At 70.7% G+C, this 25732-nt stretch carries 14 protein-coding genes and 1 pseudogene; 4 read left to right on the top strand and 11 right to left on the bottom strand.

Going from position 1 to position 25732, the window contains the following annotated elements; all coding sequences use genetic code 11:
• Window positions 1-24: 24 nt before the first annotated feature.
• Complete coding sequence (locus G5C60_RS06235; protein ID WP_165255389.1) at window positions 25-897, bottom strand: ABC transporter permease; 873 nt, start codon at window positions 895-897, stop codon at window positions 25-27.
• The gene (locus G5C60_RS06230) at window positions 894-3608 is read right to left on the bottom strand and encodes an alpha/beta fold hydrolase (protein ID WP_165255387.1); all 2715 of its coding nucleotides are present in this window, start codon (window positions 3606-3608) and stop codon (window positions 894-896) included. The genes G5C60_RS06235 and G5C60_RS06230 overlap by 4 nt, the downstream gene beginning before the upstream one ends.
• Before the next feature lie 207 nt (window positions 3609-3815).
• Here G5C60_RS06230 and G5C60_RS06225 point away from each other — a divergent pair, with 207 nt between their 5' ends.
• The 3 genes and pseudogenes from G5C60_RS06225 (at window position 3816) to G5C60_RS53555 (ending at window position 8545) form a co-directional block, all read left to right on the top strand.
• Window positions 3816-5210 (top strand): condensation domain-containing protein, encoded by a 1395-nt coding sequence (locus tag G5C60_RS06225; protein ID WP_165255385.1) that lies wholly within the window; start codon window positions 3816-3818, stop codon window positions 5208-5210.
• Window positions 5211-5328: 118 nt separating this feature from the next.
• Window positions 5329-6684, top strand: a pseudogene (locus tag G5C60_RS53560) (sugar-binding domain-containing protein); the annotation flags it as partial.
• Between the two features lie 109 nt (window positions 6685-6793).
• Window positions 6794-8545 (top strand): beta-galactosidase small subunit-related protein, encoded by a 1752-nt coding sequence (locus G5C60_RS53555; RefSeq protein WP_338145715.1) that lies wholly within the window; start codon window positions 6794-6796, stop codon window positions 8543-8545.
• 107 nt (window positions 8546-8652) lie between these two features.
• Here the strand turns inward: G5C60_RS53555 and G5C60_RS06215 are convergent, their stop codons facing one another.
• From G5C60_RS06215 to iolC, 7 genes are all read right to left on the bottom strand, one after another.
• A complete protein-coding gene (locus G5C60_RS06215; protein ID WP_165255383.1) occupies window positions 8653-10251 on the bottom strand; it encodes a vWA domain-containing protein in 1599 nt (532 codons plus the stop codon).
• Between the two features lie 188 nt (window positions 10252-10439).
• Entirely contained in the window at window positions 10440-11312 is an 873-nt protein-coding gene (locus G5C60_RS06210) for an ABC transporter permease (RefSeq protein WP_165255381.1), read from the bottom strand.
• Window positions 11309-14092, bottom strand: coding sequence for an alpha/beta fold hydrolase (locus G5C60_RS06205; protein WP_165255379.1), 2784 nt, complete (start codon window positions 14090-14092; stop codon window positions 11309-11311). Before G5C60_RS06205 ends, G5C60_RS06210 begins: the two co-directional genes overlap by 4 nt.
• 120 nt (window positions 14093-14212) lie before the next feature.
• Window positions 14213-15715 (bottom strand): CoA-acylating methylmalonate-semialdehyde dehydrogenase, encoded by a 1503-nt coding sequence (gene mmsA, locus G5C60_RS06200; protein ID WP_165255377.1) that lies wholly within the window; start codon window positions 15713-15715, stop codon window positions 14213-14215.
• Between the two features lie 14 nt (window positions 15716-15729).
• Complete coding sequence (gene iolD / locus G5C60_RS06195; RefSeq protein ID WP_165255374.1) at window positions 15730-17631, bottom strand: 3D-(3,5/4)-trihydroxycyclohexane-1,2-dione acylhydrolase (decyclizing); 1902 nt, start codon at window positions 17629-17631, stop codon at window positions 15730-15732.
• On the bottom strand, window positions 17628-18467 hold the full coding sequence (iolB, locus tag G5C60_RS06190) for a 5-deoxy-glucuronate isomerase (RefSeq protein ID WP_338145714.1): 840 nt from the start codon (window positions 18465-18467) through the stop codon (window positions 17628-17630). Before iolB ends, iolD begins: the two co-directional genes overlap by 4 nt.
• The gene (gene iolC / locus G5C60_RS06185; protein WP_165255371.1) at window positions 18401-19384 is read right to left on the bottom strand and encodes a 5-dehydro-2-deoxygluconokinase; all 984 of its coding nucleotides are present in this window, start codon (window positions 19382-19384) and stop codon (window positions 18401-18403) included. Before iolC ends, iolB begins: the two co-directional genes overlap by 67 nt.
• Window positions 19385-19610: 226 nt before the next feature.
• Between iolC and G5C60_RS06180 the strand changes: the two genes are divergently transcribed.
• A complete protein-coding gene (locus G5C60_RS06180) occupies window positions 19611-19811 on the top strand; it encodes a helix-turn-helix transcriptional regulator (protein ID WP_165255368.1) in 201 nt (66 codons plus the stop codon).
• Between the two features lie 315 nt (window positions 19812-20126).
• On the opposite strand, the gene G5C60_RS06175 is transcribed toward G5C60_RS06180, so the two are convergent.
• Together G5C60_RS06175 and G5C60_RS06170 are read right to left on the bottom strand one after the other, a co-directional pair.
• The gene (locus tag G5C60_RS06175; protein WP_338145716.1) at window positions 20127-21494 is read right to left on the bottom strand and encodes a M1 family metallopeptidase; all 1368 of its coding nucleotides are present in this window, start codon (window positions 21492-21494) and stop codon (window positions 20127-20129) included.
• A gap of 98 nt (window positions 21495-21592) precedes the next feature.
• Window positions 21593-25468, bottom strand: a complete 3876-nt coding sequence (locus G5C60_RS06170) for a Pls/PosA family non-ribosomal peptide synthetase (RefSeq protein WP_165255361.1) — start codon at window positions 25466-25468, stop codon at window positions 21593-21595.
• Window positions 25469-25732 lie beyond the last annotated feature (264 nt).

The raw sequence follows: 25732 nt of genomic DNA, 5'->3' as shown, positions 1-25732 counted from the left end.
GGTTCACCCGGTTGGACGCGGTCCTCAGGACACCACGTCCTTGTGGGCGAAACCCCTGAAGGCCAGGGCGAACAGCACGAGCGCGTACGCGGTCGACAGGGACGAGCCCTGGATCATGCGATCCCACTCCGGCTGCGGGCGGACGGCGTCGAGCCAGGCGTACTGCCAGTGCGCGGGCAGGAGAGCGCGCCAGTCGCCGAGGGCCGTCACCGCGTCGAGCACGCCGCCCATGACGGTCACGAACACCGCGCCGCCGACCGCGCCCAGCGGCGCGTCGGTCCGGGTCGACAGCCAGAACGCCAGCCCCGCGGTGACCAGTTGGGACACCGCGAGGTACGCCACGACGATCATCAGGCGCTGGGCCGCGGTGCCGGTGGGCAGTGTGTCTCCGACGGGCAGTTGCAGCGGCCCCGAGCCGTACGCGGCCGTGCCGACGGCGAGTGCGATCACCGGAAGCAGCACCATCGCGGCGAAGCTGAGGGTGAGTCCGACGACGAGCTTGGACCACAGCAGGCGGGCGCGGGGCACGGGCGCCGCGAGGAGATAACGCAGCGACGACCAGCTCGCCTCCGAGGCGACCGTGTCCCCGCAGAACAACGCCACCGGGACCACGAGCAGGAAGCCCGCGGACGCGAAGAGGTTCACCGCGGCGAAGTTCGCCCCGGACGCCGTGGCCGTGTCCATCAGGTTCACCCGGCCGTCGACGCCGCCCGGGTCGCCGCCGATCCGGAAGGCGGCAAGCAGGATGAACGGAAGTGCGGCCAGGAAACCGAACATGACGAGTGTGCGCCGCCGCTTCAGCTGTCGCACGAGCTCGACGCGCAGGGGGAGCGTACGGCTCGCGCGGTAGCCGTAGGCGACCTCGGTTGCCTCGGTCCGCTCGACGAGCGTGCTCATGCTTCAGCTCCGATCAGGGTGAGGAAGGCGTCCTCCAGACGGCGGTGGGGTCCTGTCGACATCACGGGCACTTCCAGTCGTACGAGCTCGGCGACCAGTCGCTGTGGGGTGCCGTCGGCGTCGAGCCGGACCACGAGTCCTTCGGCGGTGCCCACCGCCGAGGCCACGCCCGGCAGCGCGGCGACCTTCTCCACGAGGGGCTCGTCCACGGGCGCGGCCGTGCCGACCAGCAGCGTGTCGCCCGAGCCGACGATCTCCTGCACCGGGCCCGCCTGGACGAGGCGGCCGTGGTCCATGACCACCAGGTGGGTGCAGGTCTGCTCGACCTCCGCCAGGAGGTGGCTGGAGACGATGACCGTGCGGCCGGCCGCCGCGTACCGGATCACGACCTCGCGCATCTCCCGGATCTGGGGCGGGTCGAGCCCGTTGGCCGGCTCGTCGAGAATCAGGAGGTCGGGGAGGCCGAGCATGGCCTGGGCGATGGCGAGACGCTGGCGCATGCCTTGCGAGTAGGTGCGGACCGCGCGGGACAGCGCGTCGCCCAGGCCCGCGATCTGCAGGGCCTTGTCCAAGTGCGCGTCCTCGGGCGGGCGGCCCGTGGCCCGCCAGTACAGCTCCAGGTTCTCGCGGCCGGAGAGGTGCGGGAGGAAACCCGCGCCCTCGACGAAGGCACCCACGCGGGACAGCACCGGGGCACCCGGCCGGATCGCATGGCCGAAGACCCGGATCTCGCCGCCGTCCGGCTTGATCAGACCCATCAACATGCGCAGCGTCGTCGTCTTGCCCGCACCGTTCGGGCCCAACAGTCCCAGCACCTGCCCCCTCTCCACCCGGAAGGACAGGTCCCGGACCGCGTAACGGTCGCTCGACTTCGCGTACCGCTTGCTCAAATCCGTGATCTGCAGCGGGACTTCAGCCAGCTCCGGGTCCGGAGCGGGCGTGGCGATACGGCGACGTCCCGTCACCACCAGCACCAGCGCCGTCACCGCGCCAGCGAGCGGCAGCCACCACACCCACGCGGGCAGCGGGCCCTCGGTGGCCGTGCCGGCCAGTGCCGTCGGGACCCTCAGGTCGCCCTTCAGGGAGACCGTGTAGGTCGCCGGAGCCGCCGGGGAGGCGTAACCCAGGTCCGTCGAGGCGAGGACCAGACGCAACCGGTGACCGTCGTCCACCTCGTGATCGATCGCCGGCAGGGAGATCCGTACGTCCTTCCCGTCCCTGGCACCCTCCACCCTGACGGGGGCGACCAGCTGCGAGGGCAGCGCGGGCCGGGTGCCGTCCGGTCCGACCTCGTACACCTTCGCGAAGAGCACGGCGTCCTCGCTCGTCGACTTCACATGGACCGTCGCCGTCGGCGAACCCGTGATCTGCACGTCGTCCTGGAAGGGCTCGGACTCGAATGCGGCGAACTGGCCCGGGAAGTCGAGGGACACCCCGTTCCCGAGCGTGGTCGGCTGGGAGAGGCCGCCCGCGCCGCCGAGGCCGTGCAGACCGGAGACGGCGGGCGGGTTGGCGCCCGCCGGGTTCTCGAAGCGCTGCTCACGCCCGGTCAGGGCGATCGGGCGCAGCCCGCTGCCCAGGCCGGGGTAGGTGTCCGCGCTCACTCCGCTCAGCCGTGGTTTGCCGTCGCTGTCGCCGGTGCCGAGGATGCGCGTGACCCGGAAGGCGGGGCCGGTGTCGACACCCTTGTCGTCCTTCAGGTAGCGGTCGAACCAGGCACGCACGCGTGTCTGCACGCGACCGGCCTCCAGGTCACCGCCGTCGTGCCCGCCCGCGATCCAGTCGACGTCGACCGGGGCGCCGTTGGCGCGGATCGCCTGCGCCGCCCGGTCGGCGTGGCCCAGCGGGAACAGGGAGTCCGACTGGCCCTGCACAAGCAGCGTGGGCACCTTGATGCGGTCGGCGACGGCGGACGGTGACCGCTTCTGGAGCAGCTTGCGCGCCTCGGCGTCCGGGGTGCCGGACTCGGCGAGCTTGTTGTACATCCGGCACAGCCGCGCCTCCAACTTCTCGCAGCCGCCACCGGTGTTGATGCAGATGCCCGCCCACAGCTTCTTGAAGACGCCGTTCGGGAACAGCGCGTCCGCGAGGTTCCAGTACGTGACCGCCGGAGCAATGGCATCCACCCGCTGGTCGTGCCCGGCGGCGAGCAGCGCGATCGCGCCGCCGTACGAGGCACCGGCCACGCCCACGCGCGGGTCACCGGCCTTGTCGAGCTGGACCTGGGGCTGCTTCGCCAGCCAGTCGATGAGCTTCGACACGTCGGCGACCTCGCCGTCGGGGTCGTTCAGACCGATCCTGCCGGTGGACTTCCCGAAACTGCGCGCCGACCAGGTCAGCACCGCGTACCCGGCTCCGGCCAGCTCCTCGGCCTGCTGCCGTATGTCGTTCTTGCTGCCGCCGAAGCCATGCCCGAGCAGCACGGCCGGGCGGCGGCCGCCCTGACCGGAAGTGAAGCCGGAAGTGAAGCCGGAAGTGAAGTACGAGGTGTCGATGCGCACCCCGTCGGCCGTGGCCATCATCCGGTCGGTGCGGCGTACCGACGGCGTCTCGTCGGAGGAGACGGCCGTCCACGTACCGACACCGGTGAGCACCACGACGGCGGCCCCGGCGGCGAGCACGCGCCGGGGCCGCCGCAGCAAGCCGCGCACAACACCGCGCACAACACGGAGTCCGGGCATTCCGCGTAGTTCGGGCAATCGAAGATCCATGTGGCAACGATATGGGGCGAACTGTCGGAAAGATGTCGACCGGAGGCCGAGCCTCCGGCCCCGACACGCACGGGTCAACGAGCACCGTTGTTCGAGCTGCCACTCGATCCACTGAAAAAGCCGGAACACCGCACGTGTCGGCACACATTTGCCGTAGCCGAGGCATTCCCATGATCGGATCTGCCCCTCTGCGAACGGAGACGCCCCGTGCGAATCACCGACATCCAGCGCTGTGAGGTACGTCCCGGGCGGCTCGTCGAGTGGACGCTCAGTCCGGCGACCGTCCAGGCGGCGGCAGTTCTGCCGGTGGACTCCCGGCCACCGGCGTACATCCAGGAGTCACACATCAGGACGGCCCGGTCCGTGCGCGAGGACGGGCTGTTCGTGCCGACCTGGCTGGGTGCGGCCTTCGACATCCCGGGCAGTGTCGATCTCGACGCGCTGCAGGACGCGTTGCGGAGCTGGACGCTGCGGCACGAGACGCTGCGCAGCGGTTTCCGCTGGACCGGCGACTCGGACGACGAGATGTGCCGGTTCACCCTCGACGCCCAGGACGTGTCACTGGATCGCGAAGAGATCGGCGACTTCCCCGACGCGGCGGAACTGACCCAGCGCCTCCAGGACCGCTTCGACGTCGCGGCGGACGCGCTCGGCTGGCCGAACTTCCTCTACGCCGCGGTCGTCCGGGACGACGGCGCGAGCGTGTACATGGCCTTCGACCACAGCAACGTCGACGCCTACTCCATCGAGCGCATCCCCGCCGAGATCCATGAGTTGTACGTGGCGGGCGTCGAGGGCTGCGCCGTGGAGCAGCCACCGGTCGGCAGCTACGTCGATTTCTGCGAGATCGAGCGGGCGAACGCGGATCAGATCGACGACACCCACGAAGTCGTCGCCCGCTGGAAGGAGTTCATCCGCCGATGTGACGGCAGGCTGCCGAACTTCCCCATCGACCTCGGCCTGGAGCCCGGCGGCGGGCTGCCCACCCAGAAGCTGATGGGTGAGTACCTGGTGGGCGCGGACGACGCCGCCGCGTTCGAGGCGTACTGCCGCCCCTACGGCGGGAGCCTGGTCGGCGTCCTGGCCGCCACGAGCCTGATCGTCCACGGGATCGGCGGGCAGCCCGTCTACCGCACGGTCGTGCCGTTCCACACCCGGGTGAAGTCCCGCTGGTCGGACTCCGTGGGCTGGTACGTCGGCGGCGCACCGATCGAAGTGCCCTTCACCCCCGACTTCCCCAGCGCCCTGCGGGCCGTGCGCGCCCAGTTGCAGGCCAACCGGTCGCTGGCCCGTATGCCCCTCGCCCGGGTCCTGCGCCTGCTCGGCTCCGACTTCCGCCCGACCTCGCCCGACCTGTACTCGATCGTCTCGTACGTCGACACCCGGGGCATCCCCGGCTCCGACCACTGGGCCGAGTTGCAGGCCTACGGACTGATCCGGGTCTCGTACGGCGACCAGGTGTGCGTGTGGATCAACAGGGTCCACGAGGGCCTGTGGTTCGCGAGCCGGTACCCGGAAACCGACACCGCGTACAAGAACATGCGGCTGTACGCCGAGCGGCTGCGGGACCTCGTCGTCTCGGTGGCCCGCAGCTGTTCCTGAGCGGGCCTGCTGTACCGCTGAGCACGAAGGTGAGTTGTGCGGCGTGTGAGGTCTTGCACTGTGCGCGGTTTCGTTCGACGCTGGTGCTTCTTGTCGCCTTTCGGGTCGGAGCCGCCGCATGAGTAGCCGCCGTATGAGTGCAGACAGAACAAACGCACACAGTCCGGACACCAACCCTCCAGGCACCAACCGTCCGAGCCGCCGCGGTGTCCTCGTCGCGGGAGCCGCCCTCGCGGGAGCCGCCGTCTTCGCCGCGCAGAAGCGGGTGTTCGCCGCCGACGGTGACGAGTGGGACGCGAGCCCGCGGGTCTTCCAGGTCAACCGCGAGGCGGCACGGGCCCGCCTCGTGCCGTACGCGAACGCCGCTGACGCCTTACGCGGACAGTTCCAGAAGTCGCCGTACCACCGCTCCCTGAACGGCAGTTGGCGCTTCCACTGGGCGAGGAACCCCGACCAGCGGCCGACCGGGTTCCACGCGCCCGGCTTCGACGACAGCGGCTGGGACCGCATACCCGTGCCCTCGAACTGGGAGATCGAGGGCTATCCGGAGCCGATCTACCTCAACATCAAGTATCCGTGGGTCGGTTACGAGAACCCGGCGCCCCCGCAGATACCGCACGACTTCAACCCCGTCGGCTCGTATCGCCGTACGTTCACCGTGCCCGACGGCTGGCAGGGCCGACGCACGCTGATCTCCTTCCAGGGCGTGAAGTCCGCGTTCTTCGTGTGGGTCAACGGCGAGCGGGTCGGGTACAGCGAGGACAGCTACACGCCTGCCGAGTTCGACATCACCCCGCATCTGAAGGCCGGGCGCAACACGCTCGCCGTGGAGGTCTACCGCTGGTCCGACGGCAGCTGGCTGGAGGACCAGGACATGATCGATCTGTCCGGGATCTTCCGGGACGTGTATCTGTACTCGGTCCCGCGGGTGCATGTGCAGGACCTGTTCGTACGGACGGAGCTGGACTCCGCGTACCGCGATGCCGTGCTGAGCGTCGATGTCGCCGTACGCGACCGGGACGGGGACGGGGACAAGGCGGCCGCCGGGCATCGTGTGGTCGCGGAGCTCTTCGACGCGCGAGGGCGGCGCGTGCTGGAGCTGGGGGACAGCGTCGAGGACGAGGTGACGCTGAAGGGCGAGGTCAAGGGCCCCGCCCTCTGGTCGGCGGAGCAGCCGAACCTCTACACCCTCGTCGTCACACTGAGGAACGGCTCGGGCAAGGCCGTCGACATCCACAGCAAGCGGATCGGGTTCCGCCAAGTCGACTATGGACCGGGGAAGTTCACGATCAACGGCCAACCCATCATGTTCCGCGGCACCAACCGCCACGAGAACGACCCCGACCGCGGCCAGGCCGTCGACGAGGCGCGGATGGTGCAGGACATCCTGCTGATGAAGCGCCACAACATCAACGCCCTGCGCACCGCGCACTACCCCAACCATCCGCGGATGATGGAGCTGTGCGACGAGTACGGCCTGTACGTCGTCGACGAGACGAACCTGGAGACGCACGGGGTGCGCGAGACCGTGCCCGGTTCGCTGCCCGAGTGGGACCGACGCCTGCGTGGACCGGCTGCGGTCGATGGTCGAGCGGGACAAGAACCACGCGTGCGTGGTCGTCTGGTCGCTCGGCAACGAGGCGGGCCAGGGCTCCAACTTCCAGGTCATGGCCGACTGGATGCACGCGCGCGACGCCTCGCGGCCCGTGCACTACGAGGGCATGAACTCCGTGACCGATGTGCACAGCGAGATGTACAGCAGCCCGGCGAAGGTGGAGGCGTACGGCAGGTCCGGCAACCCGAAGCCGTACATGCTGTGCGAGTACACGCACATGATGGGCAACAGCGGCGGCAATCTCCCGGAGTACTGGGACATCTTCGAGCGCTATCCGAACCTGCACGGCGCGTTCTTCTGGGACTGGGCCGACCAGACCATCCGGCTGCCCGTGCCGGGAGACCCGAAGCGCACCTATCTGTCGTACGGGGGCGACTGGAAGCCCGGCTATCCGACGGACGGGAACTTCTGCTGCAACGGCCTGGTGGCGAGTGACCGTGCGATTCATCCCGGGCTGCTGGAGGCGAAGAAGGTCTACCAGCCGGTGGGGATCACGGCGGGTGATCTCGCCGCCGGTGTGGTGAAGGTGCGCAACAAGAATCTGTTCAGCGGCCTGGACGCGTACGAGCTGCGGTGGACCGTGACTCGGGACGGTGCGCGCGTGCAGCACGGCACGCTCGCGGCGCCCGAGGTCGCGCCGGGCGAGGAGGGGACCGTACGCATCCCGTACCGGAAGCCGGCCACGCCCGAACCCGGCGCGGAGTATTTCCTCAACTTCTCCTTCGTGCTGCGGAAGAAGACGAGTTGGGCCGACGCCGGGCATGAAGTGGCCGCCGAGCAGCTGGCGTTGGACTGGCAGGCGCCCGCGCCCGCACCCGCGCCCGCCGCCCCGGAGTCGCGGGGCGACCTCACGCTGACGGAGACCGACGGCGAGGTGAAGGTGAGCGGGCGCAACGTGGAGGTGGTGCTGTCGAAGACCTCGGGCACCCTCTCCTCGTACGTCTTCCGCGGGCGGCTTCTGCTCGCCGACGGCCCCGTCCCGAACTTCTGGCGTGGGCCGACGGATAACGACATCGGCAGGAAGTTCCAGAACACGGCGCGCACGTGGCGCGACGCGGGTTCCAAACGGACGGTGACGTCCGTGAAGGCTTCGCAGCCCTCGTCCGGCGAGGTCGTCATCGAGGTCGGCTGTACGCTGCCCACCTCGCCGAACGCCTCGTCGTGGCGCACCGAGTTCCGGGTGCGCGGGGACGGCGAGGTGCGGGTGCGGCACACACTGGAGGCGGCCTCGGGGCTGCCCGATCTGCCCATGGTGGGCACCCTGTTGACCGTGCCGGCGGGTTTCGAACGGCTCGACTGGTTCGGGCGCGGGCCGCACGAGAACTACTGGGACCGCAAGACGTCCGCGTTCGTGGGGCGTTGGCGTTCCACGGTCGACGACCAGGTGGCGCCGTACGTCCGGCCCCAGCAGACGGGGAACATGACGGACGTACGCCACCTGTCGCTGACCGACCGTGCCGGTGACGGGCTCACCGTGCTCGCCGACCCGGCGGACGGCGAGCCGTTGCTGGAGACCAGCGCGCTGCACTACTCGCCGTTCGACCTCGACGGGCCGCGGCACCCGTACGAGTTGAAGCGGCGGGCCGAGACCGTGCTGGGCGTCAACCACCGGCAGATGGGGGTGGGCGGCATCGATTCCTGGGGGGCCGCGCCGCTGGAGAAGTACCTGTTGCATTCGGGGCGGACGTACACGTACGCGTACCGGCTGCGGCCGTCCTGAGCGGATCCGCGAAGTCCCGCGCCCCGTAAGGGGCGCGGGGCTGTGTCAATTTGCGGCTCCGCCGCGTGGGCGCGACCAGCCACGGACGGCCCGCAGCTATAGAACCCCTACCGGCCCGTCTGTTCGATCGCCTCGGCGAGTTGGCGTACCTCCTCGGATTCCGTGGTGTCAGCCAACTCGTCGGCGCGGTCGGACAGTTCGGGCAGGGCGGGGGCGCCGGGGAGACGGGACCAGCGGGAGTCGCCGGTGCGGAGGGCGTCCGCGAAGTAGGCGGCTATCGCTGTGACCTGGAGTCCGCTGCGGGCGGTGTCGGTGCTCCACAGGGGCCGGTCGAGCGAGTCGGCCTCCAGTCGGCCGGACTCCTCGTGCGGCGTGCGGGTGTCAGGGTCGAGCCAGCGGACGGTCGCCGTGGCGAGGTGGCCGGACGCGCCGGGCCTGGTGCGGACCGCGTAGAGGGCCGTGACCGTGTGGCCGGGGCCGATCTCGCCGCCGTCGACGCGGTCGTTGCGGAAGTCCTCGTCGGCGACCTGGCGGTTGTCGTAGCCGATGAGCCGGAACTGGTCGACCGTCTGCGGGTCGAAGGCGACCTGTGCCTTGGCGTCGCGGGCCGTGAGGTCGATGTTGCGGGGCAGTTGGTCGACGAAGACCTTGCGGGCGTCCTCGTTGTTCGAGACGTACGTGGTGTGGCCGTCGCCCTTGTCGGCGAGGCGTTCCATCAGGGCGTCGCCGTAGTCGCTGCCCACGCCGACGCCGAAGAGGGTGATGCCGTGCTCGCGGCGGGCGTCCGCGACGCGGTCCAGGATGTCGTCGGCGTCGGTTTCGCCGGTGTTGGCGAGGGCGTCGGAGAGCAGGACGACACGGTTGGTGGCGCCTTCGCGCAGGCCTTCGACGGCCGTGCCGTATCCCGTCTCGACGCCCGCGCCGAGGTTGGTCGAGAGGGTGGGTTCCAGGGTGTCGATGGCCGCGTGGACGCGGCCGCGGTGGTCGCCGAGCCGGGTCATCGGCAGTACCGTCTCGGCTTCGTCGCTGAAGGTGACGAGCGCGACCGAGTCGTCGTCGCGCAGTTCGTCCGTCATCACGTCGAGGGACTCCTTGACCAGGTCCAGGCGGCCCGGCTCGGCCATCGAACCCGAGACGTCGATGACGAAGGTGAGGGCGGCGGGCGGCCGTTCGCCCGTGTCCTCCGCCGGGCGCGTGGCCAGGCCGACGCGCACGAGTCGCCAGTCATCGTCGTCGCCGCCGCCGTCCGTGCGGGCGCCGTCGACCGTGACGGAGAAGCCGTTGCCTTCGGGTCGTTCGTAGTTCTGGCGGAAGCTGTTGATGAACTCCTCGGGGCGGATGGTCGTCGGGTCCGGCCGACGGCCGTCGGCGAGGGTGCGGCGGGCGTACCCGTACGAGGCGGTGTCGACGTCCAGGGCGAAGGTGGACAGGTAGTCGGCCGGGGGTGGCGCGGTCTCGCGGATCTCGCCCTTCTGCTCGCCCGGTGTGCTGCCTTCGTCGGTGCCCGCGGGGCCGGTCGGCTGTGCGGGGGCGGGGGGCGGTGCCGGGAAGGCGTCCGTGCCGCGGGCTTTGTCGGCGCCGCTGTGCGACGCGTCGTCGTTTCCTCCTCCGCTGCATGCGGTGAGCAGCAGGCAGCTCGCGGCCGTGAGAGCGGTCAGTGTGCCGCGCAGTCGCCGTGTTCGGTGGGTCGTCCGGTACTCGCCCATCTGGGCCCCCTCGATGAGTTGACGTCGACGTCTGTGACTGTGACGCCGGAGGGGGTCGAGGCGTGCGGCACGGGGCGTTGCGGATCGATCTCAAAGGGGGCACGGCGGGCCGCAGTTGAGACCGGTCGGTGATCCTCCGGAGACCCGGCGGTGTCCGGAGGATCCCTACGACACGATCGCGACATCCCTTACGACACGATGTCCTTACGGGCGAAGCCGCGGAAGGCCAGCGCGAACAGCACCAGTGCGTAGGTTATGGAGATGGCCGTGCCCTGGATCATCTCGCTGTAGTCCGGCTGCGGCTGGATGACGTCCAGCCAGGCGAACTGCCAGTGCGCGGGGATGAAGTCGCGCCAGTCGCCGAGGGCCGTCACCTCGTCGAGGACGCTGCCGATGATGGTGAGACCCACCGCGCCGCCGACCGCGCCGAGCGGGGCGTCGGTCCGGGTCGACAGCCAGAACGCCAGCCCCGCGGTGACCAGTTGGGACACGAAGATGTACACCATGACGATCAGCAGGAGCCGTGTGGCGTCGCCGGTGGGCAGTGTGCCGCCGGTGGGGAGCTGGAGCGGTCCCCAGCCGTACGCGGCCGTGCCGACGGCGAGCGCGATCACCGGCAGCAGCACCATCGCGGCGAAGCTGAGGGTGAGTCCGACGACGAGCTTGGACCACAGCAGCCGGGCGCGGGGCACGGGCGCCGTGAGCAGATAGCGCAGCGACGACCAGCTCGCCTCCGAAGCGACCGTGTCCCCGCAGAACAACGCCACCGGGACCACGAGCAGGAAGCCCGCGGAGGCGAAGAGGTTCACCGCGGCGAAGTTCGCCCCGGACGCCGTGGCCGTGTCCATCAGGTTCACCCGGTCGTTGCCATCACCCGGTTCACCGCCCACCTGGAAGGCGATGGCCAGGATGAACGGCAGGGCGGCCAGGACCCCGAACATGACGAGCGTGCGCCGCCGCTTCAGCTGTCGTACGAGCTCGACGCGCAACGGCAGCGTCCGCCCCGCCCGGTAGCCCTCCGCCACCTCTTCCTTCTCGACCTTCTCGGCGAGGGTGCTCATTCGAAGTCTCCGATCAGGGTGAGGAAGGCATCCTCCAGGCGACGGTGCGGGCCGAGCGAGGCGACGGGCACTTCGAGCCGTACGAGCTCGACGAGCAGCGAGGCACTCCGCTCGGAAACGCCGCCGGGTGCGCCCTCGGAGTCCGGGCCGCCCGAAGCCTTCAGACCGGAAGGAGCGGAAGGAGCGGCAGCGCCGGAAGCACCGGAGGTCTCGGACACCGAGGAACCCACAGTGGCCGCCACCGACGGAGTCAGCCGTACCAGCAGGCCGTCCTCCGTACGTACCGCCGACTCCACGCCCGGCAGGGCCGCCACCTTCCTCACCACCGGGTCGGCGATGTCGGAGGCCAGGCCGACGAGCAGCGTGTCGCCCTCGCCGATGATGTCGCTCACGGGGCCCGCCTGGACCAGGCGGCCGTGGTCCATGACCACCAGGTGGGTACAGGTTTGCTCGACCTCCGCCAGAAGGTGACTGGAGACGATGACCGTGCGGCCCGCCGCCGCGTACCGGATCACGACCTCGCGCATCTCCCGGATCTGGGGCGGATCGAGCCCATTCGTCGGCTCGTCCAGTATCAGCAGGTCCGGCAGGCCGAGCATGGCCTGAGCGATGGCGAGACGCTGGCGCATGCCCTGCGAATACGTACGGACCGCGCGGGACAGCGCGTCACCCAGGCCCGCGATCTCCAGCGCCTCGTCCAGATGCGCGTCCTCGGGCGGGCGGCCCGTCGCCCGCCAGTACAGCTCGAGATTGTCGCGCCCGGAGAGGTGCGGCAGGAAACCCGCGCCCTCGACGAAGGCGCCGACCCTCGACAGCACGGGCGCACCCGGCCGGATCGCATGGCCGAAGACCCGGATCTCGCCGCCGTCCGGCTTGATCAGACCCATCAACATGCGCAGCGTCGTCGTCTTGCCCGCACCGTTCGGGCCCAACAGTCCCAGCACCTGACCCCTCTCCACCCGGAAGGACAGGTCCCGGACCGCGTAACGGTCGCTCGACTTCGCGTACCGCTTGCTCAAATCCGTGATCTGCAGCGGGACTTCAGCCAGCTCCGGGTCCGGAGCGGGCGTGGCGATACGGCGACGTCCCGTCACCACCAGCACCAGCGCCGTCACCGCGCCGGCGAGCGGCAGCCACCACACCCACGCGGGCAGCGGTGCCGAGGCCTCCGAGTCGCCGAGTGCCGTCGGGACCCTCAGGTCGCCCTTCAGGGAGACCGTGTAGGTCGCCGGAGCCGCCGGGGAGGCGTAACCCAGGTCCGTGGAGGCGAGGACCAGACGCAGCCGGTGGCCGTCGTCGACCTCATGGTCGATCGCCGGGAGGGTGAGCCGTACGTCCTTGCCGGACTTCGCGCCCTCCACCCTGACGGGTTCGACCAGCTGCGCGGGCAGTACCTGCTGGGTGCCGCCGTCCGGTCCGACGTCGTACACCTTCGCGAAGAGCACGGCGTCCTCGCTCGTCGACTTCACATGGACCGTCGCCGTCGGCGAACCCGTGATCTGGAGGTCCTCCACGAAGGGCTCCGACTCGAAGGCGGCGAACTGGCCCGGGAAGTCGAGGGACACGCCGATCCCGAGCGAGGAGAGCTGGGAGAGGCCGCCGGCGCCGCCGAGGCCGGGCAGGGCCGAGACGCCGGGCGGGTTGGCGCCCGCCGGGTTCTCGAAGCGCTGCTCCCGCCCGGTCAGGGCGACCGGGCGCGTCTTGCTCGTCAGGCCGGGGTAGCTGTCCGCGCTCACGCCGGTCAGCCGTGTGGTGCCCTCCTGTGAATCGACGCCGCTGCTGCGCGTGACCCGGAACGCAGGCCCCGTGTCCGCCCCCGGCTCGTCCTTCAGATAGCGGTCGAACCAGGAGCCCACGCGCGCGGACACCCGGTCCGTCTCCATGTCGCCGCCGTCGTGGCCGCCCGAGATCCAGTCGACGTCCACGGGCGCGCCGTTGGCGCGGATCGCCTTGGCCATCGCGTCGGCCTGGCCCAGCGGGAAGAGGGAGTCGGTCTGGCCCTGCGAGATGAGCGTGGGCACGTTGATGCGGTCGCCGACGGCGGACGGGGAGCGGGATTCCAGCAGCTCCCTCGCCTCGGTGTCCGGCTGTCCGGACTCCGCGACGCGCTGGTACATCTCGCACAGCTGGGCTTCGAAGTTGTCGCAGCCGCCACCGGTGTTGACGAAGATCCCGGCCCACAGCTTCTTGAAGACGCCGTTCGGGAACAGGGCGTCGGCGAGGTTCCAGTACGTGATCGCCGGGGCGATGGCGTCCACCCGCTGGTCGTACCCGGCCGCGAGCAGCGAGACCGCGCCACCGTAGGAGGCGCCGGTGGCGCCCACGCGCGGGTCGCCGTCCTTGTCCAGCTCGACCTCGGGACGCTCGGCCAGCCAGTCGATCAGCTTGGAGACGTCGGCCACCTCGCCCTTGGGGTCGTTCAGGCCGATCTTCCCCGTGGACTTGCCCATTCCGCGCGCCGACCACGTCAGCACCGCGTACCCGTCGCGCGCCAGGTTCTCCGCCTGGGACCGTACGTCGTCCTTGCTGCCGCCGAAGCCGTGTGCGAGGAGGACGGCGGGACGTCGGCCCGAGCCCTCCGTGAAGTACGAGGTGTCGATCTTCACCCCGCCGCCCATGTCCATGACTCTGTCGGCCCGGTCCACGGGTGGGGCCTCATCAGAGGCGACGGCCGTCCACGTACCGGCGCCGGCGAGCACTACCACGGCGGCCGCGGCGGCGATGAGCCGTCGCGGCCTCCGTAGTACGGCCCCGCGCAGTCGGGGCAGTCGAAGATCCATGCGTCAACGGTAAGCGCCGCCACCGACAACCGATGCAGCCTCCGGTCGGAAGTGGCGGACCTCCCACGGGCGTACGGCTTCAGTTGCGCATACCGCAACCGTGGTACGCATCCCTCACGCTCAGTGGTTGCGCGGGAACCCCAGGTCCACGCCCGCCGGAGCGTCGGCCGGGTCCGGCCAGCGCGTCGTCACGACCTTGCCGCGGGTATAGAAATGCGTGCCGTCGTTGCCGTAGATGTGGTGGTCGCCGAACAGGGAGTCCTTCCAGCCACCGAAGGAGTGGTAGCCGACGGGGACCGGGATCGGCACGTTCACGCCGACCATGCCCGCCTCGATCTCCATCTGGAAGCGACGGGCCGCGCCACCGTCCCGGGTGAAGATCGCGGTGCCGTTGCCGAACGGCGAGGCGTTGATCAGCGCCACACCGTCCTCGTACGTCTCCGCGCGCAGCACGCACAGCACGGGGCCGAAGATCTCGTCCCGGTACGCGTCCGAGGCCGGCGGCACCTTGTCCAGCAGCGAGATGCCGATCCAGTGACCGTCCTCGTAGCCCTCGACGGTGTGTCCGGTGCCGTCGAGGACGACCTCGGAGCCCTGCGCCGCCGCGCCCGTCACGTACGAGGCGACCTTGTCGCGGTGCGCGGCGGTGATCAGCGGGCCCATCTCGGACGTGGGGTCGTTGCCGGGGCCGATCTTGATCTTCTCGGCGCGCTCGCGGATCTTCTGCACCAGCTCGTCACCGATCGCGCCCACCGCCACGACCGCGGAGATCGCCATGCAGCGCTCACCGGCCGATCCGTACGCGGCCGACACCGCGGCATCGGCCGCCGCGTCCAGGTCCGCGTCCGGCAGCACCAGCATGTGGTTCTTGGCGCCGCCGAGGGCCTGTACGCGCTTGCCGTTGGCGGAGGCCGTGGTGTGGATGTAGCGGGCGATCGGCGTGGAGCCCACGAAGGACACGGCCTTCACGTCCGGGTGCTCCAGGAGCCGGTCGACGGCCACCTTGTCGCCGTGCACGACGTTGAAGACGCCGTCCGGAAGACCGGCTTCCGCCAGCAGCTCGGCGAGCTTCATCGAGGCCGACGGGTCCTTCTCACTCGGCTTGAGCACGAAGGTGTTGCCGCAGGCGATGGCCATCGGGAACATCCACATCGGCACCATGGCCGGGAAGTTGAACGGCGTGATGCCCGCGACGACACCCAGCGGCTGCCGGATCGACGCCACGTCCACACGGCTGGCGACCTGCGTGGACAGCTCGCCCTTCAGCTGCACGTTGATGCCGCAGGCCAGGTCGACGATCTCCAGGCCACGCGCGACCTCACCCAGCGCGTCGCTGTGCACCTTGCCGTGCTCGGCGGTGATCAGCTCGGCGATCTCATCCCGATGCGCGTCGAGCAGCGCCCGGAACCTGAACAGAATGGACGTCCGCTGGGCGAGCGAGGACTGCCCCCAGGTCGCGTACGCCTCCTTCGCGGCGGCGACCGCCGCGTCCACCTCGTCCACGCTCGCGAAGGCGACCCGCGTGGTCACGGCACCGGTCGCCGGGTCTGTGACCGGCCCGTACGCACCCGACGCACCCGCGACGGGCTTCCCACCGATCCAGTGGTCGACGATCTTCGTCATGTCCGGAAACTCCCTCACAGATGGCGGCGTCGGGCGGCGGCGTGCCGGTCGTACATCTCGCGCGCCTTGACCGCCGACGGGCGGGTCGCGGTCTCGGCCACGGGTACATCCCACCAGGCCTGGGCCGGAGGCGCGCCCGACACTGTGTCTGCCGTTTCGGTCTCCACGTAGACACATGTGGGAGTGTCCGCGGCCCGCGCCTCGGCGAGGGCGGCCCGCAGATCGCGTACGGTCTTCGCGCGCAGCACCCGCATGCCGAGGCTGGCCGCGTTGGCGGCGAGGTCGACGGGCAGCGGCCGCCCCGTGTACGTACCGTCCTCCGACTGGTACCGGTACGCGGTGCCGAACCGCTCGCCGCCCACCGTCTCGGAGAGTCCGCCGATGGACGCGTACCCGTGGTTCTGCAGGATCACGACCTTGATCGCGACGCCTTCCTGCACGGCCGTGACGATCTCCGTCGGCATCATCAGATACGTGCCGTCGCCGACCAGCGCCCACACGGGCCGGTCGGGGGCCGCCAGCCGTACGCCGATCGCGGCCGGGATCTCGTAGCCCATGCAGGAGTAGCCGTACTCGACGTGGTACTGGTCCGCCGACCGCGCCCGCCACAGTTTGTGCAGGTCGCCGGGGAGCGAACCGGCCGCGTTGATCAGGATGTCCTCCCCGGTGACCAGCTCGTCGAGCAGGCCGAGGACCTGCGGCTGGGTCGGCCGGGTGTCCGGCTCGTCCGCCTCGTAGGCCGCGTCGACCCGGTGCTCCCAGCGTTCCTTGTCGTCCGTGTAGTCGGTGACGTACGCGGGCTCGGCGCGGTAGCGGTGCAGCGAGAGGGCCTCCGTGAGCGCCTCCAGGCCCGTGCGGGCGTCCGCGACGAGCGGCTGCCCGGACAGCTTGTGGCCGTCGAAGGGCGCGATGTTGAGGTTCAGGAAACGGACGCCCTGGGCGGCGAAGAGGGTGCCGGACGCGGTGGTGAAGTCGGTGTAGCGGGTGCCGACGCCGATCACCAGGTCGGCCATGCGCGCCAGTTCGTCGGCGGTCGCGGTGCCGGTGTGCCCGATGCCGCCGACGTCCGCCGGATGGTCCCAGGCCAGGGAGCCCTTGCCCGCCTGGGTCGAGGCCACCGGGATGCGGGTGACGTCGGCGAACTCCTTGAGCGCGTCCTCGGCCTCGCTGTGGTGGACCCCGCCGCCCGCGACGACCAGAGGGCGCCGGGCGTCCCGTACGGCCCTGACGGCGGCGGCCAGCTCCTCCGGGTCCGCGCCAGGACGCCGGACGGCCCAGACGCGCTCGGCGAAGAACTCCTCCGGCCAGTCGTACGCCTCCGCCTGCACGTCCTGCGGCAGCGCGAGCGTGACGGCGCCCGTCTCGACCGGGTCGGTGAGCACCCGCATGGCCTGAAGCGCGGCCGGAATGAGTGCCTCGGGACGGGTGATCCGGTCGAAGTACCTGGACACCGGACGCAGACAGTCGTTGACCGACACATCACCCGCGTACGGAACCTCCAACTGCTGGAGGACCGGGTCGGCGGGGCGGGTCGCGAAGATGTCGCCGGGCAGGAGCAGCACCGGCAGGTGGTTGATCGTGGCGAGGGCCGCACCCGTGACGAGATTGGTGGCGCCCGGCCCGATGGAGGTCGTGACGGCATGCGTGGAGAGGCGGCGCGACTGACGCGCGTACCCGACCGCCGCGTGCACCATGGCCTGCTCGTTACGCCCCTGGTGGTACGGCATCTCCTCCGCGTACTCGACGAGCGCCTGCCCGAGCCCGGCGACGTTGCCGTGCCCGAAGATGCCCCAGGTGGCGCCGATCAGCCGGCGCCGTACCCCGTCCCGCTCCGTGTACTGGGCGGCGAGGAACCGCACCAGCGCCTGCGCGACCGTCAGCCTTGTCGTCGCCTTTGACGTCGTCGGCTCTGTCATCGGTAGCCCTCTGTGCTTTCTACGTGTCCCGGGTGGAAGCAGATCCGCCACTCCCTCTCCCCCGGACCGGCCATCACGTTCAAGTAGTACATCGCGTGACCGGGCTGGGCGATGGACGGACCGTGCCATCCGTCGGGGACGAGGACGGCATCGCCGGTGCGGACCTCGGCGAGGACGTCGGATCCGCCCCCACGCGAGGGAAATACGCGCTGATAGCCGAATCCGTTCGGGCCGTCGATCTCGAAGTAGTAGATCTCCTCGAGCTCGGACTCGACACCGGGCCGGTGCTCGTCGTGCTTGTGGGGCGGGTAGGAGGACCAGTTGCCGTCGGGGGTGATGACCTCGACGGCGATCAGCTTGTCGCAGTCGAAGCCGTCGGCGGAGGCGAAATTGCGCACCATGGGGGTGCCCCCGCGCGAGGTTGTTCGAGCGTGGGGGAGTGCGCAGCTGCCACTGCCGCGGTCTTCGACGGGGACCTCCGGCGCGGGGCCGTAGCGGGCGGGGAGTCGGCGCTCGCACTTCGCTCCTGCCAGGGCGAAGCGGCCTCCCGCGCCGGAGGCGATCTGCACCCGGGCGTCGCGAGGGACGTAAGCGAAGTCGGTGACTCCGCTGAACACGTCCTCCCTGCCCAGGAGTTCGAGTGTTTTGTCCTCTGTACGGACGGTACAGGCGCCGCTCAGCGGAAGCACGATCCACTCGCTGTCACCGGTGGTGAACTGGTGCGGGTCGTTCTTCATGTCCTTGATCACGGGAGTCACAGGCCCCGCGCTCACAGAACTGCCCCCGCCTTCAGCGCCTGCTCGACCTCCGTCGGGGTCGGCATGGCGGAGGAGCACTCCAGACGGGACGCGACGATGGCGCCCGCGGCGTTGGCGTAACGCATGGTGTGCTCAAGGTCCCAGCCAGCGAGCAGGCCGTGGCAGAGGGAACCGCCGAAGGCGTCGCCGGCACCGAGGCCGTTGAGGACCTTCACCGGGAGGGGCGGGACCTCCGCCGAGTCGCCCTGCCGGTTCATGGCCAGGACGCCCTTGGGTCCCTGCTTGACCACGGCCAGCTCGACGCCCGCGTCGAGGAGCGCGCGGGCGGCCGCGTACGGGTCGCGCTCGCCCGTCGCGACCTCGACCTCGTCGACGTTGCCGACGGCGACGGTGGTGTGCCGGAGCGCTTCCTTGTAAAAGGGGCGGGCGGCGGCTGGCCCGTTGCTGTCGCCGCGCCAGAACATGGGGCGCCAGTCCAGGTCGAAGACCGTCGTACCGGACTTGGCGCGATGGGCCAGCGCCGCGAGGGTCGCCGTGCGGCTCGGCTCCTCACTCAGGCCCGTGCCGGTCACCCAGAAGACGCGGGCCGCGCGGATGGCGTCCAGGTCCAGTTCGTGGGCGTCGATCTCCAGATCCGGGGCCTTCGGCTGCCGGTAGAAGTACAGCGGGAAGTCGTCCGGCGGAAAGATCTCGCAGAACGTGACCGGCGTGGGCAGCCCCGCCACGGGCGTCACCCAGCGGTCGTCGACGCCGAAGTCCCGCAGCGCCTCGTGGAGATACGTCCCGAAGGGGTCGTCACCGGTGCGCGTGATCACCGCCGTACGCCGCCCGAGCCGCGCTGCGGCCACCGCGACGTTGCTCGCGGAGCCGCCGAGGAACTTCCCGAAGGACGTCACCTGCGGGAGCGGCACACCTGTCTGCAGCGGGTAGAGGTCCACACCGATCCGCCCCATGGTGATCAGCTCGTACGCACTGGACTCCGCGGACTCGCCCATCGAGTTCCCTTCGCTTCGGCTGCTCCCAGGTCTAGCCGCGCTTCTGGACGCCTGTCAATTGGTTGTCCGGACATTCGGACCAGGCCTTGCCGCAAACATCTCCTCCTTGTCACACATGTCCCGTGTACGCGGGCTCCGCGTCACACCCGAGCAACAAGCACTGGCCCGCGGTCACGCTGCGTCGTTCACCCGACACACGCTTCGTGACCGCAGGGAGGTGCCACTGATGACCGACCGAAGGCTCTGGTCGTACAAGGAGATCGCGGCGCACATCCGAGTACAGCCGGACACCGTGCGCTCCTATCGCAAGCACGGGTTGCTCCCTCCGCCCGACCATGTGGAGGCCGGCAAGCCCTACTGGTACGCGGACACCATCCACGCGTGGGTGGCTTCGCGCCCCGGCAACAGGGGGCGCAGACCTGACTGACGGTTCGTTGTCGGCTGCAGCGCCGTCGTGGCTGGTCGCGCAGTTCCCCGCGCCCCTAAAAGCAAAAGCCTGCGCCCCGACGAAACCTGCACTTGCCCACCGGCGGGAGGGGTCGTGGGCCGGTGCGTCGTACGCCCGTCGCGTAGGTTCGGTCTCAGGTCACCAGGGCCGTGTACCGACACCGGGCCGTATGCCCACCCTGCGACGGGCTGACGCACCGGCCCACGACCCCGACCCCCAACGAACCCAGGGGCGCGGGGCTGTATCAATTTGCGGCTCCGCCGCGCGGGCGCGACCAGCCACAACGACCCGCAGCTACCCCGCGCCACCCAGCGGAGCGCCCGGCGGATAAGGCGGCCGAGCCGGAATCGCCCCAGCAGCGGACGGCAACGCCGGCAACGCCGTCTCGTACAGCCAGGCGGAGAACAGGTCGTCCAGCGAAGCGTCCGCGTACCGCGCGACGTGCCGCGTAAACGCCTCCGTCGTCACCACACCCCCCCGATGCAGCGCCGCCCACGCACGCAACATCCGGAAAAACGCCTCGTCCCCCAACGCACAGCGCACCGCATGCAACACCAGCCCACCACGCTCGTAGAGCCGGTCATCGAACATCAACTTGCGCCCAGGATCCGCCAGTTGAAGATCCTGCGGCAACGAAGCCAGCTTCCGGTGCGCGACACCCGCAAGAGCCTGCGCCGTACGCCCACCCGACCGCTCGGACCACAACCACTCCGCGTACTTCGCGAACCCTTCGTTCAGCCAGATGTGCCGCCAGTCGGCGATGCTCACACTGTTGCCGAACCACTGGTGCGCCAGCTCATGAGCCACCAGCCGTTCCGAACCCCGCGCCCCGTCCACATGGTTGGCGCCGAAAAGCGACAACCCCTGCGCCTCCACCGGAACGTCCAGCTCCTCCTCGGTGACGACCACCGCGTACTCACCGAACGGATACGGGCCGAAGACCTCCTCGAACAGCTCCATCATCGCGGGCTGCCGTGCGAAGTCCCGGGAGAACGGGGTGAGCAGATGCGCCGGGATGTGCCCGGCCTGTGGCACACCGCCGAGGCCGGGGTCGCCAAGCAGCACCGTCTGGTACTTGCCGATGGACAGCCCGACCAGGTAGCTGGACGTCGGCGCCGACTGCTCGTACACCCAGGTCGTGGTGCTCGCCTTCGTCGTCCGGGTCAGCAGCCGCCCGCCCGCCACGACCGAGTACGCGGACGGCGTGGTGATCGACAGCTGGTACGAGGCCTTGTCGGCGGGCCGGTCGTTGCACGGGTACCAGGACGGCGCCCCGACCGGCTGGCTGGCCACCAGCGCCCCGTCCTCCAGCTCCTCCCAGCCGAGCCCGCCCCAGGGGCTGCGCACCGGCTTGGGGTTGCCCGACCAGTGCACCTCCACCGTGAAGGCCGCCCCGGCCCGGATCGGCTTCGCCGGGCGGACGCGGAGCCTGCCGCCCCGGTGCGTGTAGTGCGGCGCACGGCCGTCGACCCGTACCCGGCCGACCTTGAAGTCGGCCAGGTTGAGCAGGAATTCGGCGAGCGGCGCCCGGCCCGCGATGGCGTTGAGCCGGGCGGTGCCGGACAGCCGGTTGGGTCCGGGACGGTAGTCCAGGGCGAGTTCGTACCGGTGCACCCGGTAACGGGCATCCCCGTTCGCCGGGAAGTACGGGTCCACTCCCACTGTCCGCTGAACCACTGCTGTGTTCGCTCCCTGCGCTGTACTCGTACGACGTGCCGGTGCATCGACTGCTGTCCGAGGCGCCGCCGTACGGGCCGCGCCTAGGAACGCCATGCTTCGATCGGGTTGCCCAGCCAACGGGTGTCGTCGGGAACGGATTCCGCCGCCATGACGAGGGATGCGGGACCCAGTGTGCTGCGCGCTCCGACGGTGCTGCCGGGCAGGACGATTCCGCCCGGGCCCAGGGTGGCGCCCTCACGGAGGACCACAGTATCCGTCCGCAAGATCCGGTCGTGGAAGAGGTGGGTCTGCAGGACGCAGCCGCGGTTCACCGTCGCCGCGTCCTCCAGCGTCACCAGGTCCGTCTCGGGCAGCCAGTAGCTCTCCACCCACACACCCTTGCCGATCCGGGCACCGAGGCCGCGCAGCCACAGGTTCATCACCGGCGTACCGGCCACGGAACCGGCCAGCCACGGCACGGCCACCACCTCGACGAACGTGTCGGCCAGTTCGTTGCGCCACACGAAGCCGCTCCACAGCGGGTGTTCACCGGTCCGGTGCCGGCCCACGAGCAGCCATTTCGCCACGATCGACACCAGGCAGGCGACCGCGCCCACGCCGAGCAGCACCACGCCGCCGAGCAGCCACGCCCATGCGCCCAGCGCACTCAGCACCGCCACGGTCAGCACGGCCAGGGCGGCCGAGCAGAACACCGGCACGATCCGGCACAGCTCGACCAGACCCCGCGCCACCAGAAGCCGCGCGGGCGGGTCGTACGTACGGCTCTGGTCGCCGTCGTTGGTCGCACGCGGCAGCTTCACCGGCGGCAGACCCAGATACGAGCTGCCCTTCTTGGCCTTCTTCGGCGTCGCGGACAGCACCCCGACAAGCCCGCCGTCCGGCACGGAGCGGCCCGGCGCGGTCATCCCGGAGTTGCCGAGGAACGCCCGGCGCCCGATCTCGGCGCGCCCGATCCGCATCCAGCCGCCGCCGAGTTCGTACGGCGCGGTCAGTGTGTCGTCCGCGAGGAACGCGCCCTCGCCGACCGTCGTGAGGCTCGGCAGCGCGAGCACCGTCGACACCTCGGCGCCCCTGCCGATCCGCATCCCCAGCAGCCGCAGCCACACCGGCGTGACCAGCCCGGCGTACAGCGGGAACAGCGTCTCGCGGGAGCGGTCCATCAACTGCGTGACCGTCCAGGCCTGCCAGCCGATCCTGCTGTGCGTCGGGTGCGTACCCGGCCGCAGACCGAGACTGAGCAGCCGCACGGCGACCAGCAGAAGCAGTGCGTACGCGAGACCGAAGGCCAGCGTCGCCGGCACCAGCGCGAGCGCGGCACCCCGCAGCGCCTCGCCGAGCCCGGCGTCCGGCGAGACGAAGAGGCTCGCCACGAGGAGGGCGGCAACACCGGCGATCAGGGGCAGCGCCGTCAGGGCGAACCCCGTCGCGCCGTACATCACGCCCCAGTACGTCCCCTTCCGCGGGCGCTCCTTGGGCCAGTCCCGCTTCGCCTTTCCGAGCTTGACCGCGGGGGCGCCTGCCCAGCGCTGCCCGGTGGGGATGTGTCCGGACACGGCGGAGCCGGGGGCCACCTCGGCGTGCTTGCCGACGCGGGCGCCCGGGAAGAGCATGCCGCGGGTGCCGACCACCGCGCCCGCGCCCACCTTGACCGGGCCGATCTCCAGCCGGTCGCCGTCCAGCCAGTGCCCGGACAGGTCCACCTCGGACTCGACGGCCGCGCCCCGGCCGAGCTTGAGCATGCCGGTCACCGGCGGCAGTGAGTGCAGGTCCACGTCGGGGCCGACCTTGGCGCCGAGCGCCCGCGCGTACCGCTCCAGCCAGGACCCGGTGAGCGAGGTCGCGCCGCTGAACTCGGCGAGCCGCTCGGCCGTCCACAGCCGCAGATGCACGCTTCCGCCGCGGGGGTGGCGGCCGGGCTTCACACCGCGCAGGAGCAGCCGGGCGCCGCCTGCCGCGATGGCGAGCCGCCCCGGCGGGCTGAAGAGCAGGGCTCCTGCCGCGGCGACGGCCCACCAGGACGTCTGCGGAACCCAGGGGTACGGGCCGAACCAGTGGAGCACGTTGCCGAGCGCGGCCAGCGCCACGGTCCAGCGCAGCCCGAGCAGCGTGAACAGCGGGACGAGTACGAGCAGTTGGACCACTTTGGCCCGCAGCGGCACCGGCGCGATCTCGCGGTCGGCGCCGTCACCCTGCGCGGACTTCTCCAGATGCCGGGCCAGCTTGCGCAGCACGGGGTGCTGGTAGATGTCGACCACGGCGGCGCTGGGGTAGCGGGTGCGCAGCCTGGTGGTGAGCTGGGCGGCGGCGAGGCTGCTGCCGCCGATCGCGAAGAAGTCGTCCCGCGCGCCGCTCACCGGGATGCCGAGGACCTCGCTCCACTGCTCGGCGAGCCAGGCCTCGGTGCCGTACAGCTGCTCGGCCCGGCCACTCGTCTCCAGTTCGGGCAGCGGCCACGGCAGCGCGTTCCGGTCGACCTTGCCGGACGTGCGGGTCGGCAGGTCGTCGACGGGCGCGAGCAGCGGGACCAGGGCGGCGGGCAGTTCGGCGCGCAGCTTCTCGACGGCCGTGGCGTGGTCCCAGCCGTCCTGCGTCACCACATAGCCGACGAGCAGCTGGTTGCCGCTGCGCGCGCTGCGCACGGCGGCAGCCGCGCCCTGGACGCCGGGCAGCGCCTGGAGCGCGGCGTCGACCTCGCCCAGCTCGATCCGCCGTCCGCCGAGCTTGATCTGCTCGTCGGCCCGCCCGAGGAAGACCAGCCCCTGCGGCTCGGCCTTGACCAGGTCACCGCTGCGGTAGGCACGCTCCCAGCCCAGCGACTCCAGCGGGGCGTACTTCTCGGCGTCCTTCTCGGGGTCGAGATAGCGGGCCAGGCCCACCCCGCCGATCACCAGCTGTCCGCTGCCGCCCATCGGCACCGGCTCTCCGGCCTCGTCGACGACGGCCAGCTCCCAGCCGTTCAGCGGCAGCCCGATCCGGATCGGCTCGTCACCGGTCATCAGCGAGGCGCAGGCGACCACGGTGGCCTCGGTGGGGCCGTACGTGTTCCAGACCTCGCGACCCTCGGTCACCAGCCGCTGGACCAGCTCGGGCGGGCAGGCCTCGCCGCCGAAGATCAGCAGCCGTACGTCGTTGAGCGCCTCCGGCTCCCACAGGGCGGCCAGCGTCGGCACCGTGGACACCACGGTGATCTCCTGCTCCACCAGCCAGGGCCCGAGGTCGGCGCCGCTGCGCACCTGGGAACGCGGCACGGGCACCAGACAGGCGCCGTACCGCCAGGCCAGCCACATCTCCTCACAGGAGGCGTCGAAGGCGACGGACAGCCCGGCCATGACCCGGTCGCCGGGCCCGATCGGCTCCTCGGTGAGGAACAGTGCGGCCTCGGCGTCCACGAAGGCGGCGGCGCTGCGGTGGCTCACGGCGACGCCCTTGGGCTTCCCGGTCGAGCCGGAGGTGAAGATGATCCAGGCGTCGTGCTCGGTGCTGGGCCGCGCGGCGGGGGTCTCGCTCCTCTCGCCGACGGTCAGCTCGTGCCCGGCCCCGACGACCGCCCGCACTTCGGCCTCGCCGAAGACCAGCTCGGCCCGCTCGTCCGGGTCCTCGGCGTCCACCGGCACATAGGCGGCTCCGGCGGCGAGTACGGCGAGGATGGCGACGTACAGGTCATTGGTGCCGGACGGGACCCGGACGCCGACCCGGTCGCCGAGGCCGACGCCCGCGTCCGCGAGGCGCCGCCGCAGCCCGTCCACCTCGATGGCCAGCGCACGGTAGGTGAGGGGGCGGGTTCCGTCGTCCAGGGCGAGTTCGTCGGGGTAGGAGCGGACGGACGCCTCGAAGATGTCGACGAGGGTGCGGGGAGAGGACGCGGGTCCTGCGGAGAAACGTGCGGTGTCGCCGAACTGTTCGCGGAACTCGGCATCGAGCAGGCCAAGAGCACTGCTCTCGTGTAGGGCTGCCATCGGGTCCTCGCCTCTCGTTCCCGGAAACCTCCGGGGCGCTGGCGGGCCCGCAGGTCTGCCTGGGGTTGTCCGGCTCCAGCTCTGCTCCGTATCCGTAACAAGCCGGAAATCTTAGTACGACTGTGGGCTCGCCCCCTGTCGACGGCCACGCGGGAAGGCCGTTCGGGGGTGCTCGCCGGAGGCGCCCGTACGCCGTGACCTCGTGGTATGTCCGCCGGACGAGAGATCCCCCACACGCCGGGCGAGGCCCGCGACCATGAGGGA

Origin of the sequence: Streptomyces scabichelini (genome assembly GCF_011045015.1) — a bacterium.
In the GTDB taxonomy this organism is placed as follows: domain Bacteria; phylum Actinomycetota; class Actinomycetes; order Streptomycetales; family Streptomycetaceae; genus Streptomyces; species Streptomyces scabichelini.
This window is presented reverse-complemented; position numbering and strand designations above follow the sequence as displayed.